Origin of the sequence: Dactylosporangium cerinum, from assembly GCF_042653625.1 — a bacterium.
Taxonomy (GTDB): Bacteria; Actinomycetota; Actinomycetes; order Mycobacteriales; family Micromonosporaceae; genus Dactylosporangium; species Dactylosporangium cerinum.
In genome coordinates, this window is the sequence record NZ_JBHSIU010000028.1 from 379,497 (window position 1) to 394,367 (window position 14,871).

Annotated in this window: 8 protein-coding genes; 5 read left to right on the top strand and 3 right to left on the bottom strand. The window is 71.4% G+C overall.

The window, feature by feature from the left end; all coding sequences use genetic code 11:
• The first annotated feature begins 98 nt into the window (after positions 1–98).
• The gene (locus ACFPIJ_RS24520) at positions 99–2,057 is read left to right on the top strand and encodes an RICIN domain-containing protein (protein WP_380117539.1); all 1,959 of its coding nucleotides are present in this window, start codon (positions 99–101) and stop codon (positions 2,055–2,057) included.
• Between the two features lie 61 nt (positions 2,058–2,118).
• On the opposite strand, the gene ACFPIJ_RS24525 is transcribed toward ACFPIJ_RS24520, so the two are convergent.
• Positions 2,119–3,495: an MFS transporter gene (locus ACFPIJ_RS24525; RefSeq protein ID WP_380117541.1), complete on the bottom strand. Its 1,377-nt coding sequence runs from the start codon at positions 3,493–3,495 to the stop codon at positions 2,119–2,121.
• Between the two features lie 103 nt (positions 3,496–3,598).
• On the opposite strand from ACFPIJ_RS24525, the gene ACFPIJ_RS24530 reads away from it, so the two are divergent.
• Positions 3,599–4,453, top strand: coding sequence for a helix-turn-helix transcriptional regulator (locus tag ACFPIJ_RS24530; protein WP_380117543.1), 855 nt, complete (start codon positions 3,599–3,601; stop codon positions 4,451–4,453).
• Positions 4,454–4,745: 292 nt separating this feature from the next.
• The gene (locus ACFPIJ_RS24535) at positions 4,746–10,553 is read left to right on the top strand and encodes a ThuA domain-containing protein (protein ID WP_380117545.1); all 5,808 of its coding nucleotides are present in this window, start codon (positions 4,746–4,748) and stop codon (positions 10,551–10,553) included.
• Between the two features lie 250 nt (positions 10,554–10,803).
• On the opposite strand, the gene ACFPIJ_RS24540 is transcribed toward ACFPIJ_RS24535, so the two are convergent.
• Positions 10,804–11,964 (bottom strand): DMT family transporter, encoded by a 1,161-nt coding sequence (locus tag ACFPIJ_RS24540; RefSeq protein ID WP_380117547.1) that lies wholly within the window; start codon positions 11,962–11,964, stop codon positions 10,804–10,806.
• A 409-nt stretch (positions 11,965–12,373) separates the two neighbouring features.
• On the opposite strand from ACFPIJ_RS24540, the gene ACFPIJ_RS24545 reads away from it, so the two are divergent.
• Both ACFPIJ_RS24545 and ACFPIJ_RS24550 read left to right on the top strand, forming a co-directional pair.
• The gene (locus tag ACFPIJ_RS24545) at positions 12,374–13,381 is read left to right on the top strand and encodes a hypothetical protein (protein WP_380117549.1); all 1,008 of its coding nucleotides are present in this window, start codon (positions 12,374–12,376) and stop codon (positions 13,379–13,381) included.
• Between the two features lie 241 nt (positions 13,382–13,622).
• Positions 13,623–13,865, top strand: a complete 243-nt coding sequence (locus tag ACFPIJ_RS24550; RefSeq protein WP_380117551.1) for a hypothetical protein — start codon at positions 13,623–13,625, stop codon at positions 13,863–13,865.
• Between the two features lie 5 nt (positions 13,866–13,870).
• Here ACFPIJ_RS24550 and ACFPIJ_RS24555 read toward each other — a convergent pair whose 3' ends face one another.
• Positions 13,871–14,824 carry a lactonase family protein gene (locus tag ACFPIJ_RS24555; protein ID WP_380117553.1) on the bottom strand — a complete coding sequence of 318 codons (954 nt, stop codon included), beginning with the start codon at positions 14,822–14,824 and terminating at the stop codon, positions 13,871–13,873.
• Between the last annotated feature and the right edge of the window lie 47 nt (positions 14,825–14,871).

Below are 14,871 nucleotides of genomic sequence, written 5' to 3' on the forward strand. Positions count from 1 at the left end.
ACCGCTCCTGTTGGGGCCGAACGGCCGGTCGCGCGTTGTTGCGTGCGCAGGCTACGGTGCAGCGGGCAATGATGGCCGCTGGAAGGAGCACGTCGGGTATGTCCGTCGCTGAAGACGGCAACGAGCAGGAGCAGCCGGGCGAAACGCCGCGGCGTGCGGACCGCGCGGCTCGGCATCGCGTCCCGCCGACGGCCTCCGCCACCGCGAAGGTCCCCGTCCTGCCGGAGCCGTTCAACCCGGCGAAGCCGACGTTCCCGGCAGGCGCGGCGATTCCCCGCCAGCGCCGCGGCGGCCCCACAGCGATCGCGACCGCCTCGATTCCGCTCGTTCCCGTCACCGACGAGCCGGACACTTTCTACATCGGCGAGCCCGACGCCTCTTCCGACGCCGATCTCTCTTCCGAAGCGGACCTCGCTTCCGACTCGGACCTGCCTTCCGGCGCGGACCTCTCGTCCGGCGCGGACCTCTCGTCCGGCGCGGACCTCTCGTCCGGCGCGGACCTCTCGTCCGGCGCGGACCTCTCGTCCGGCGCGGACCTTTCATCCGGCGCGGACCTCTCGTCCGGCGCGGACCTCGCTTCCGACACGGACCTGCTTCCCGCCGGCGGCTTCGTGGGTGCTGCTGCTGACGGTCCTAGCGACGGTGCTGCCGGCGGTGGCGCTGACCGCTTTGCTGGCGATGCCGGCGGCATTGCCGGTGGTGCCAGCGGCTTTGCTGCAGGTGCTGCCGGCGGCTTTGCCGGTGGTGCTGACCTCTTTGCTGGTGGTGTTGGCGGCTTTGGTGGCGGTCCTGCTGGTGGCTTTGCCGGCGGTGTCGGCGGCTCTGCTGGTGGCTTTGCCGGCGGTGTCGGCGGCTCTGCTGGTGGCTTTGCCGGCGGTGTCGGCGGCTCTGCTGGTGGCTTTGCCGACGGCGGTGCTGGCGGCTTCGCGGTCGACGGTGCCGACGGCTTTGCGGGCGGTGCCGCTGGCGGCTTCGCGAGCGACAGTGCTTCCGGCGACGTGGCCGACCCGGCGACGGTCGGCACGCTGGCCGGCGAGATCCGGGCCAGCTCGGCCGAAACGCCGTTCGAAGCCCCGCCCGTCGTCGAAGCCCCGCCCGCCGTCGAGCCGACGGCGCTCGTCGAGTCCCCGGCGCTCGTGGACCCGGCCGTGTTCGCCACCGCCGGGGACCCGGCCGCCGAGGTCACCGCGCCGGACCCGCAGCCCGTCGGGGTGGCGCCGGTCGTGGTGATGGCCGACGACTCGCCGACCGTCGCCGACTACGTGCCACCGGCCTTCGAGATCGTCACCGACGAGGTCGAGGAGGACGGCCCCGACTACCGGGGCGCCCGCCGGCGGGCCGCGCCCTGGCGCCGGTACCCGGTCGGCGCGGTCGCCGTCGCCGTCCTGATCCTCCTGGTCACCGCCGCCGTGGTCCTGCAGCTGGTCCGCGACACCGGCGGCAGCCCGGTCCCGGCCGCCGCGGACGCCAGCCCGCGCTTTCCGGGCGTCGGCGGCCTGCCCGAGCTGACCAAGGGAGCCACGTCGCCGTCACCGTCGACCGCCCCGTCCTCAGCCAGCCCGTCACCGAGCCGCTCGAAGTCTTCCGCACCGGCCGCCCCGCCGGCGAGCGCCTCGGCGTCCCCGTCGAAGTCCGTCACCACCTCCGCGGCACCGCCGCCGCTGCTCACCGGCCAGCTGCGCGGCACCGGCTCCGGCAAGTGCCTGGAATACCGCTCCGGCGAGAACAACCGCGCCGTCATCGACAACTGCGACGCCCGCCAGTCCGGCCGCACCAACCAGCGCTGGACCTTCCAGGGCGACGGCACCGTCCGCGCCGACGGCGCCTGCCTCGACGTCCAGAACGCCGGCACCGGCAACGGCAACGCCGTGCAGCTCTACGCCTGCAACGGCACCCCCGCCCAGAAGTGGACGCTGCGCGGCGACGGCACCATCCTCAACCCCCGCTCGGGCCGCTGCCTGGACGTCGCCAACGGCGGCACCAGCGCCGGCAACCCGGTCATCATCTGGGACTGCTCCGGCGCCCCCAACCAGAAGTGGACCGTCCAGGCCTACTGACCCCCGCGCCCGACCAGGGCCGGAATTGCCCGCGGCCCATCACGCTGGTCGTGGCGGGCGTTCAGGTTGGGCGGCGGGTGAGGAGCAGGGCGGTGGCGGTGGCGGTGGCGAGCAGGCCCGCGGCGCACAGGGTGGCGTCGGTGATCGCGGCCGCCGACGGGGACGGGACGAGGGACAGGTAGATCGTGCCGAAGGTGGCCACGCCCAGGACGGCGGCGAGCTGGGTGACGGTGGCGACCACGCCGCTGGCGTCGGCCGCCACCGACGGGGGGACGTGAGCCAGGGCGACGCCGATCAGCGGGCTGAACGACGCACCCAGGGCGAGACCGTAGATCGTGCTGGCGGTGAGGTACGCCGGGCCCAGCGGATGGCCGGCCCGGATCGTCCACGCCATGAGCGCGTAGCTGACCGTGACGACGAGCAGCGCCACCGGGATGATCCGTCGGTGCCAGGGCGGAGGGAGCCGGCGCCAGGTGAGGCTGCTCACGGCGAAGCCGGCGGCGGCGGGCACCAGTACCAAACCTGCTTTGAAAGGGGAGTAACCGAGGTCGCCCTGGGTGTGCAGGCCGAGGGTGAACAGGAAGCCGGCGTAGGAGGCCATCACCGCCAGGATCGCGGCCGATGCGGGCACCAGACCCGGTGAGCGCAGCACCAGCGCCGAGATGAGCGGGGCCGCGCTGCGCCGCTGCACCATCGTGAATCCGGCGAAGAGGGCGGCGCTCGCGGCGAGGCTTGTCCAGGTCCACCACGGCCAGCCGGACTCGTGGCCGAGGACCAGCGGCAGGACCAGGGTGAACACGGCGGACGCGAGGGTCAGCACGCCGAGCGGGTCGAGGCGGCGGGGGTCCGGGCTGCGGTCGCGGGGCAGGTGCCGGCGGCCGAGCAGGAGCAGGGCCAGCCCGACCGGGACGTTGACCAGAAACACCGGGCGCCAGCCGGTGCCGAGCAGGTCCGCGCCGGTGAGGAAGCCGCCGAACGCCTGGCCGGCGACGGCCGCGCCGGCGAGGACGGCGCCGTAGAAGCCGAGGGCGCGGGTGCGGGCCGGGCCGGTGAACGTGCGCTGGATGATGCTGAACACCTGCGGCACCATCAGCGCCGCCGCGGCGCCCTGCAGGAGGCGGCAGGCGATCAGCGTGCCGGTCGACGGGGCCAGGCCGCACAGCAGCGATGCGACCGTGAAGCCGGCCAGCCCGGCCTGGAACGCACGGCCGTGGCCGTGCCGGTCGCCGAGGCGGGCGCCGGTGACGAGGAGGACCGCGTAGGCGATGGCGTACCCGGCGACGACGAGCTGGAGGCCGGCTCCCGACGCGGCGAGGTCGGCGCGGATCGACGGCACCGCGACGTTGACGATCGAGACGTCCAGGACGGCCATGAACTGCCCGCCGAGCACGGTCGCGAGCAGCGCCCCGCCGGTCCTGACTTCCAGGGTCGTGGTCATGACGTCGAGCCTCGGGCGCTGCGGACACTGGTAACGAGAGCCCGCTCATCCTGGTATCAGCACCACCTGGCAGCCGCCACCGGAAGCGACGACAATCAGCACAGTGACCGTGTCGACGTCCCGGGCCGAGCTGGCCGCGTTCCTGCGGTCCCGGCGCGCCAGGATCAGTCCCGCCGACGTCGGCCTGCCGCCGGGGTTCCGGCGCCGGACGCCGGGGCTGCGGCGGGAGGAGCTGGCGCAGCTCGCCGGGGTCGGGGTCACCTGGTACACCTGGCTGGAGCAGGGCCGCGCGATCAACGCCAGTGTGCAGGTGCTGGACGCGATCGCCCGCACGCTGCGGCTGGACGAGGCCGAGCGCGAGCACCTGTACCGGCTGGCCGACGTCCCCGCGTTCACGCCGCAGCCGGCCGCCTGCCCCCTCGAGCCGCAGATCCAGCTGATCCTCGACGGCATGTCGTTGCCGGCCTGCGTGTACAACGGCCGCTACGACCTGCTCGCGTGGAATGCCCCGTACGCCCAGCTCTTCACCGATCTGGTCCGGCGCAGGGGCCGCGAACGCAATGCGCTGTGGCACCTGTTCGTCACCCCGGAGTGCTGCATGCCGTTCGTGAATCTCGCGGAGGAGCTGCCGCTGATGGTGGCCACGATGCGGGCCACGTTCGCCCGGCATCTGGGCGAGCCGGCGTGGGAGGGCTTCGTCCGCGACCTGTCCGCGGCCAGTCCGGAGTTCGCCGCGGCGTGGCAGTCGCACGACGTGGCCGTGCCCGGCAGCCGGTTGAAGATCTTCCGGCACGCCGGCCTCGGCGACCTGCGGCTGGCCACGCAGAGCATGCAGCTGGCCGGCACCCCGGAGCTGCGGATGATCGTCTACACTCCGGCCGACGCGGCGACGGCGACGGCCCTGGCCACCCTCGACACGCCGCTGACCGGCTGCGAAAAGCACCGCGAACCCGCCTGACGCCGGCCGCGAACCATCTGAAGCCAGCTGGCGAAAAGCCACCATGCAATCAGCTGACCGGCACAAACCGCCGCGGAACCGGCTGGCCGGTTTCGAAAACCACGCGAAACCGACTGGTCGGTAGACGACTCTTCCGCCCGGCCGTCCTCGCGGCTAGTTTGTTAGGTAACACAACGAACCACCGCGAAGGCCGGTCGACTCCTCGGCGGGAGAACCCCGGTCTTTATCCGCACACCGGTTTCGGCGAACCGTTGCGCGCAGCGACCTGTGTCCACCCCGCACAAGGAGCTCCGTGTTTACCACCCGCCAGCGCGCGTCACGCGCGCTACTCAGCCTTGCCTCCATATCCCTCATCACCACCGCGGCCGTCGCCCTCCCGGCCGTCGCCGCTCAAGCCGCCCCGGTCCAGGCCCCCGTTCAGGCCCCGGTGCAGAACCAGGCCGTCGACCCGTTCGACGTCCTGGTGTTCTCCAAGACGGCGGGCTTCCGCCACGACGCCATCCCCGCCGGAATCGCCGCCATCCAGCAACTCGGCGCCGCCAACGGCTTCACCGTCGACACCACCGAGGACGCCGGCGCCTTCACCGACGCCAACCTCGCCAAATACGAAGTTGTCGTCTGGCTGTCCACCACCGGCGACGTGCTCGATGCCAACCAGCAGGGCGCGTTCGAGCGGTACATCAAGGCCGGCGGCGGCTACGCCGGTGTGCACGCCGCGAGCGACACCGAATACGACTGGCCGTGGTACGGCGAGCTCGTCGGCGCCTACTTCAGCGCCCACCCCGCGCAGCAGCAGGCCACCATCAAGGTCGAGGACCCGGCGCATCCGTCCACGAAGGACCTGCCGGACCGGTGGAGCCGCTACGACGAGTGGTACAACTTCCGCGCCAACCCCCGCAGCAAGGTGCACGTCCTGGCCAGCCTGGACGAGAGCAGCTACACGCCCGGGACCGGCGCGATGGGCGCCGACCACCCGTTCGCGTGGTGCCGCGACTACGACGGCGGGCGCTCCTGGTACACGGGCGCCGGCCACACCCAGGAGTCCTACACCGACCCGCTGTTCCTCGGGCACCTGCTCGGCGGCATCGAGACCGCCGCGGGCGTGCTCAAGTCCGACTGCAGCGCCACGCTGACCAGCGGCTTCGAGAAGACCACGCTGGACAGCAACACCAACAACCCGATGGAGCTCGCGGTCGCGCCCGACGGGCGGGTCTTCTACATCGAGCGTGACGGGCGGGTCCAGATCGTCAAGCCGGACACGCACACCACCGTCACCGCCGCGACCGTCCCGGTCTTCACCGGCAACGAGGACGGGCTTCTCGGCATCACGCTCGACCCGGGATTCGCCCAGAACCACTGGGTGTACCTGTATTACGCACCCAACGGCGGCGGACCCCGCAACGTCCTGAGCCGGTTCACGGCGGTCGGTGACACGATTGACCTGAGCAGCGAGAAGCAGGTCCTGCAGGTCGACACCCAGCGCAACACCTGCTGCCACGCCGGCGGCACGATGACGTTCGACAGCGCCGGCAACCTGTACCTCGCCACCGGTGACAACACCAACCCGTTCGAGTCCGACGGTTACGCGCCGATCGACGAGCGGGCCGGGCGGCAGGACTACGACGCGCAGCGCAGCGCCGGCAACACCAACGACCTGCGCGGCAAGGTGATCCGGATCAAGCCGCAGGCCGACGGCACGTACACGATCCCGTCGGGCAACCTGTTCCCGGTCGGCACCGCGAAGACCCGTCCCGAGATCTTCGCGATGGGCTTCCGCAACCCGTTCCGCATCGGCGTCGACCCGAAGACCAACACGCTCTACGTCGGTGACTACGGCCCGGACGCCGCGCAGGCGAACCCGAACCGTGGCCCCGGCAACACCGTCGAGTGGAACATCGTCGGGCAGCCCGGCAACTACGGCTGGCCCTACTGCACCGGCGCGAACGTGCCCTACCGCGACTGGACGTTCCCGTCCGGCCCGGCCGGACCGGCGTTCGACTGCGCCGCACCGGTCAACAACTCGCCCAACAACACCGGCCTGACGAACCTGCCGCCGGTCATCGCGGCGACCGTCGACTACGACTACGACGGCAACCCCCGCTTCCCCGAGATCGGCGGCGGCGGCGCGCCCATGGGTGGTCCCGTCTACCGGTACAACGCGGACTCCACCTCGGAGAGGAAGTGGCCGCAGTACTACGACGGCAAGGCCATCTTCGGCGAGTGGAACCAGAACAAGCTCTACACGATGCAGGTCAGCGCCGACGGCAAGTCCCTTGTGGACATCAACCAGGCGCTGGTCGGCATGAGCACGATCCGGCCGATGGACATGGAGTTCGGCCCCGACGGCGCGCTCTACCTCATCGAGTGGGGCACCGGCTTCGGCGGCAACAACGACGACTCCGGCGTCTACCGCATCGACTACATCGCCGGTGACCGGGCCCCGATCGCGCAGGCCGCGGCCAACCCGACCAGCGGCCCCGCCCCGCTCGCCGTGCAGTTCTCGAGCGCGGGCTCCCGCGACCCCGACGGGCAGACGATCACCTTTGCCTGGTCGTTCGGCGACGGGGGTACGTCCAGCGAACCGAACCCGACGCACACGTACACCAGCAACGGCAACTTCACCGCCCAGCTGACCGTCACCGACAGCGAGGGGCGCAGCGCCACGGCGAACGTGCCCGTCACGGTCGGCAACACCGCGCCGAAGGTCACCATCACGCTGCCGCCCGACGGTGGCTTCTACCAGTGGGGCGACCAGGTCGCGTTCACGGTGACCGTGACCGACCCCGAGGACGGCCCGGTCGACTGCTCGAAGGTCCAGGTCCAGTACCTGCTGGGCCACGACGAGCACGCCCACCCGCTCAACCAGTACACCGGCTGCAGCGGCACGGTCCAGACCTCCCTGGCCAGCGGGCACGGCGCCGACGCCGACGTCTTCGCCGTCATCGAGGCGTCCTACGTGGACGGTGGTGGCGCCGGTGGTGCCGGGCCGCTCACCGGGCGGTCGCTGGTCCAGCTGCAGCCCAAGCGCAAGCAGGCCGAGTACTTCGCGGCCACCGGGCGGGTGCCGGGCTCGACCGCCGGCGGCGACCCGGGCGTGCGGACGGAGACGACCGGGGACCCGCAGGGTGGGTTCCAGAACATCGGCTTCGTCGAGGAGGGTGACTGGTTCTCCTTCGCACCGGCCAACCTCACCGGCATCAGCCAGCTGAAGATCCGCGCCGCCAGCAACAACGCCACCGGCGGCACGATCCAGATCCGCACCGGCGCGCTGGACGGCCCGATCGTCGGATCCGTCGCGGTGCCGGGCACGGGCGGCTGGCAGACCTATGTGGACCTGACGGTGGACGTCGCCGCCAGCACCAGTTCCGGCCCGCTGTACTTCATCGCCACCGGTTCCGGAGCCGGCTACAACGTCAACTGGGTCGACTTCATCGGCAAGGGCGTGACGGACAACGCGCCGCCGGTGGTCACCGCGACCGCCACCCCGCCGACCGGGACGACGCCGTTCAACGTGGCGTTCACCGGCTCGGCGACCGACGCCGAGGGCGACACGCCGCTGACCTACGCGTGGGACTTCGGCGACGGCGGCACGGCCACGACGGCCAACGCCAGCCACACCTACACCGCCGCGGGGAACTTCACCGCGACGCTGACCGTCACCGACGCCCGCGGGGCGAAGGGGTACAGCACGGTCGCCGTGCGGGCTGAGGCGCCGAACACGTCGTGCTTCGGTGCGAAGTCCGACGACTTCCTCGGGTCCACGTTGGACCGTGCGAAGTGGACGGTCGTCCGGGAGAACCAGACGTTCTCCGTCGCGGGCGGCTCGCTGATCCTGCCGACCGCCGCCGGTGACCTCTACGGCGGCCGCAACGACGCGACCAACCTGGTGCTGCAGCCGGCACCCGGCGGAGCGTGGCAGGCGACCACGAAGATCACGCTCACCGCGGCGGCGAACTACCAGCAGGCCGGTCTGATCGTCTACGGCGACGACGACAACTACGCCAAGGTCGACCTGCTGTACGGCGACTCCCGCAAGATCGAGTTCATCCGTGAGACCGCCGGTACCCCCCGCAACGAGGGCGCCGACGCGATCCCGGCCCAGCCGGGCGACACGTACTACGTGCGGATCGCCTCCGACGGCACCAACCTGACCGCGTCCTACTCGGCGGACGGCACCACGTTCGTCCCGGTCGGCCGGTCGGCGGCGCTCGCCGGCATCGCCAACCCGAAGGTCGGTCTGTTCGCGCTGAACGGCGGCACCACCGCGCCGGTCGTCAACGCGAGCTTCGACTACTTCCAGCTGGTCCCGGACGAGCCCGCCACGGTGGCCTCGCCGAACGACGAGTTCACCGGGTCCACGCTGGACCACTGCCGGTGGAACGCGATCGTGCGGGAGGACTCCACGAAGTACCGGGTCTCCGGTGGTGTCCTGCAGGTCGACGTCCCCAACGGCGACATCTACGGCACCGGCAACAGCGGACCGTCCAACTTCATCCTGCAGAAGGCGCCCTCGGGTGACTTCACGCTCGACACGAAGGTCGACGGGTCGCTGTTCAACGAGCAGTACCAGCAGGGCGGTCTGATCGTCTACGGCGACGACGACAACTACGTCAAGCTGGACTTCATCGTCGACAACCAGCCGGCGCAGCCGGTCACGCGGCGGATCGAGTTCCGCAGCGAGATCGGCGGAGCGGTGCAGAACCCGCAGCCCGAGGCGGGCAACCTGACCTCCTCGGTCTGGTACCTGCGCCTGGCCAAGGTGGGTGACGCCTACACCGCCTCGTACTCGGCGGACGGCGTGACCTTCGCGCCGATCGGCACCCTCACCAACGCCGCCGTGGCGGCCAACACCAAGGTCGGCCTCTACACCCTCGGCAACGCGCAGACCGCGTCGAAGCCGGCGTCGTTCGACTACTTCCGCCTCAGCACGGCCGTGGTGGACACGACGGCACCGGTCGCGACGTCCACCGTCTCGTCGGACGTTCCGCCGACTGCGGGCTGGTACACCGGCCCGGTCACCGTGACCCTCGCGGCGACCGACAACGCGGGCGGTTCCGGCGTCGACAAGCTCGAATACCAGCTCGACGCCGACAGCACCTGGACCGCCTACAGCGCTCCCGTTGCCATCAGCGGCGACGGTACGCACACGGTGAAGTACCGTGCGTCGGACAAGGCGGGCAACGTCGCGGCCGTCCAGACGGCGACCGTGAAGATCGACGCGACCGCGCCGGTCACCACGGCGGCGTTCGCGCCGGCCACCGACGCCGGCTGGCACAACGGCGCCACCCCGGTGACGCTCGCCGCCACCGACGCCGGCGCCGGTGTCGCCAAGGTGGAATGGTCGCTGGACGGCGGCCCGTGGACGGCGTACACGACGCCGGTCAACGTGACCGGCAACGGCCAGCACGAGCTGCTCTACAAGGCCACCGACGCGGCCGGCAACGCCGAGACGCTCAAGTCGGCCATCCTGAAGATCGACGGCACCGCGCCGACGGTCATCGTCGCCGGCCTCGCCGACGGCCAGCTCTACGGCGACAGCCAGGACGTCCGCGTCACCTGGCAGGCCATCGACCCGGTCTCCGGCATCCGGTCGGTCACCGGATCGCTGGACGGCGGCGCGTACCAGACCGGCACCCTGCAGGCCATGTACGAGCTCGACCTGGGCATGCACGAGCTGGTCGTCGTCGGCACCGACAACGCCGGCAACGCCACCACCAGCACCGTCCGGTTCTTCGTCACCACCTCGTTCCGGGACATGCAGAACCTGCTGGACCGGTTCAAGGCGACGAGCCGGCTGACGAACAAGGCGTACACCCAGCTGTCCGACCAGCTCGCCAAGGCCCGCAAGGCCGAGGCGAACGGCAACGACACCAAGGCCCTGAAGGAGCTCGCCGCCTTCCGGACCCTGCTGACCGCCAAGCTCGTGCCCGAGGCCGAGGTCCGCGACACGTTGATCCGTGACGCGGACGCGATGACGGTGCGGCTCGGCGGCACGCCTCCCAACAACGCCGGGGTGCAAGCCAACGCCGGCAAGTCACTGAAGGGCACCGGCCGGCTCGACGAGGACCCGAACCGGTTGAAGAAGAACGGCAAACTGTGATCGCTCGTGTTCTTGCAGTCCTGGCCGGACTGATGATGGTGTTCGTTGGTCCGGCCACTGCGTTCGGCGCTCCCGGCGACCTCACTCTTGAGGTCGCCGGGGACGGCGCCGAGGGGGTGACCGTCCGCGCGTTCAGCGCGGACGGCCGCCCGGCCGAGGGCGACCTCCGGCTGGTGCTGACCGCGTCCGCGGCCGGCGGCCGGACGGTCGGCCCCCTGCAGCTCAACGCCGCGGCGGAGGGCCGCGGCTTCTACACCTCGGGTCCGGTGCTCTCGCCGGGCACGTGGACCGTCGTGGTCACCGGGCCGGGCGCGAGCCCGGTCAAGGCCACGTCGGTGGTGGAGTCGCGTCCCGCCCAGACACCGCCGCCCGCTGCCGCGGCGCGGCCGGTGTCGCCGGCTCCCTCCTCCTCCCGTTGGTGGTGGTGGGGGCTCGCCGCGGCCGTCGCGGCGGGCGCGTTCGCGGTCACCGCCGTGGTGCGGCTGCGCCGTGCTGCCTGACCCTCGGCCTGGCCTTCGGTCAGGCTGAGGGTTGCGACCGCAGACAGCAACAACCCTGCACCGGCCGCTGACCACCCGGTCAGCGGCTCGTGCAGGACCAGAACGCCGAGCGCCACCGCGGCGAGCGGCTCGACCAGGGCCACGACCGATGCGGTCGTGGCCCTGACCACGCTCAGGCCCGCGAAGAACAGCGCGTAGGCCAGGGCGGTCGGCACCGCGCCGAGGAACGCCAGCAGCCCGGCCGTCGCCCCGATCCCGCCGCGCGTGGGCAGCAGGCCCTCCAGCAGCGCGAGCGGCAGCAGCACCACGGCGCCGACCACGAAACCGCCGAGCGCCGAGTCGTACGGGTCGTCCTTCGCCGCCCGGTTGAGCAGCGTGACGGCGGCGTATCCGGCCGCGGACACCAGTGCCACCGCGAGGCCCAGGATCGGATGTTCCCCACCGCCGTCCTGGTTGACGTCGCCGGTCAGCAGCACCAGGCCGGCGAGGGAGACGGCCACGGTCGCGGCGCCGGTCCGGCCGAGCCGCTCGCCGAGGAACACCCGTGCGCCGAGGGTGACCAGCACCGGCCCGGAGCCGAGGACGACGACGGTGGCGACGGCGACGCCGGCGAGGTCGATCGCCACGTAGTACGCCGTCTGGTAGAGCGCCATCCCGAGCCCGTTGACGACCATCCACTTCATGGTCGGCCTGCTGGGGCGGGTCGTGCCGGTGCGGGCATTTCTGAGTGGCCGCATTGCGGTGAGCAGCAGGAGGCCGCCGAGGTATCGCCAGAAGGTGACCGCGATCGGGCCGAGCCCGCTGTGGTCGTACAGGACGGCGGCGACGAACCCGCCGACGCCCCACGAGGCGGCCGCGAACGCGATGAAGAACAGTCCCCGCCCTGTGGACAGAGAATGGTTATGTACCATTTGTACTTGACTCCCGAATTGTCGTGAGAATGCCGACCTTCACGAAACGCGGGCAGCCTTCACCGGCACCGGACCCTTTCGCCGGCGCAGTTTCCGGGGTCGTTCGCCTGCCCGCTAGCGGATGGGCGGCGAGAGCACGACACGCAAGCACATGTGGCGCACGCTAGCGATCACCCGCCGGCGGGACACCTGAATTACCGTTCACGATCACGTTCTGGTGACAAGTCTCCGACAGCAACCTGATGATCATCACCGTCCGCCACCACGTCACCCCTGCTGACCGGCACTTTTCCAGGTAGCCGTGACAATTTGTGTCCGGCTTTTCATCGAATTGTCACCCTTCGATGGGTCGACCCGCCCAGCTCATGACCATTACGCTGTAGTGACACGCACAGCCGGAGGTCGCCCCGTGGCTCTTTCCGCACCCGCCACCCACGGGTCATCCACAGGCGAGGGCCTGCCCTGGACGCTCGACGGCGGCAGGGGCATCCTCGGCCTCGACCCGATCACCGGCGCTCTCGTCGTGTGGGCCGCGCTGATGGGCGTCATCATCCTGTTCATCCTCTTCGCCGCGATCCTGTCCCGGTGGAGCCTGCACCGCATCAACCGGGCCGAGCGCCGCGCCGAGGTCGCCGAGGCCGACGCCAGCCTCAGCCCCGCCGAGCGCGCCCGCCTGCGCGTCGAGGCCGGCGAGCTGATCCGTCAGGCCGCCGCGACCGCCGCCGCCGCCAAGCGCGCCCAGCTCGAGGTCGTCGAGGCTCAGGCCCGCGCCCTCGCCGCGCAGCAGGCCCGCGAGATCGCCTGGACCACGTTCGACGTCGCTCAGAAGGCCTACGAGGAGGCCCTGCGCATCGCCGCGGCCGTCGACCCTTCGGAGCCGACCGACGCGGAGGAGGAAGGCAAGCGCGAGGTGTCCCGGGCCGCCCTCGCCGCCTTCAAGCGCGGCGACATCACCGTCGACGCCCTCGAGTCGGTCTTCAAGGGCGCCTCCGGCTGGGACCAGCTGCATGAGCTGCAGGCCCGCGAGATCGAGCTGCGCCGCTCCGCGGAGAGCCGGGCCCGCCGCCTCTACGACGCCGCCGCCGCGGCCGAGCGCACCGCCGTCAAGGCCGCCGACGTGGCGGTCGTCGCCGCCCACGCTCTCGCCGAGGAGGCCGCCGGGGTCGCCGAGGAGGCCGCCGAGCTGCGCGACACGCTCGACGCCGCCCGCCAGTCGGCCATCGTCGCCTCCACGATCACCAACAAGAAGCGTCGCGTCCCGCAGCAGCGCGCGAAGAACACCCGCGCCGTCGAGACGAACCGCCCCGGCCTCGACATCACGGTCACCCCCGTCGACGCCGACCGCACCCAGGACATCCGCGCCGTCCTCGACTCCATCCCGGCCAAGGGCAAGACCCCGCTCACCGAAGCCGCCTGACCCGCCCCGGGGCGAAGCGCCGCACCGCGGCGTCCGTGGTCGTGGTGTGGGCCGGGGGTCACGCATGATCCGAAGACTTCTTGCCGCCTGCGCGACCAGAAGTCTTCCGGATCACGGTGCAGCGACACTGATCTATGCAGTGAGGGCGGCGGGGTGGCGGACGGCCGCGCGGATGAGTGCGTGGGGGAGAAGGGAGCGGAAGGGTTGAAGAACGAGCGTTCAGTACCGCAGCATGGGGTGTATGGGTGAGCTTGTGGCGCTGCCCAAGTCGGGCGACGTGTTCGAAGACGTGCGGGGCGACGACCGCACCATGCGGGTGACCTGTCACCCGATGCGCGGCACTGTGGTCGTCTCGCTGTGGGTGGACAAGATCTGCCGGGCGTCGTTCCAGCTGGCCGAGGGCGACCTGCCCAGGCTGCGGGCCGCCCTCGACGCGATGGAGTTCAACGCTGCACCGATGGTGGTGCAGGAGGAGAGTGCCTGACCTGCTCAGGGCAGGTGCAGGACCATGCTCGGGGACGGGTGCTCCAGGACGACCCGGCCGGGCTGGGGCACGCCGGTGCCCGGGTCGAGCTCCAGCAGCGTGACGGTGTCGGAGTGCTGGTTGGCCACGACGAGGGCACCGTCGATCAGGGCGAAGTGGCGCGGCCAGGTGCCGCCCGTCGACACCTCGTCCAGGGGCGACAGGCCTGCGGAGGTCACCGCGAACGTGGCGATGGTGTCGTTGCCGCGGTTGGCGACGTAGAGCCGCGTGCCGTCCGGGGAGATGAGCAGCTCGCTGGGGAAGTTGTCGCCCGCGGGCGGGACCAGCACGGACGGCTGGACGTCGAGGACGTCGAAGTCCGGGCTCAGGGTGGCGACGGCCGAGGAGAGCTCGTTGGCGACGAGGACCCGGCCGTCCGGGTGCAGCGCGAGGTGCCGCGGGCCGCTGCCCAGCGGGGTCGTGCTCGTGGCGCGCAAGCGTTCGAGGGTGCCGCCGGGCGTCAACCGGTAGTGGATGATCTCGTCCAGGCCGAGGTCGACCACGTGCACGGTGGCATCGCGGACCGTCACCTGGTGGGCATGCGGAGCGGATTGCCGGACCGGGTGGACGCTGTGGCCGGCGTGTTGCACCAGGTCGGTGCGGGACGCCAGGCGGCCGTCGGGGTCGAGGGCGAACACGGAGACGCTGCCGCCCTGGTAGTTGGCGGACAGGACGAACCTGTCGGTGACGGCCAGGTGGCACGGGGAGGCGCCGCCGGTCGGCAGCGAACCCATCGGGGTGCCGTCGGGCCGGAACGCGGCGACGTGGCCCTCGTCGAGCTCGGCGACCGTGTAGATCACACCGGTCGGGCCCGCGGCGAGGTAGGACGGCGAGGACGTGCGGATCGGTGGACCCGCGGGCTTGAAATCGTCGTCGAAGATCGAGATCTGGTCGGCGTACGAGCCGATGAGCACTGGCACCCCACCCACCCTAACGGTCCCCGATGGTAGGGCCAGCCCTACCACAA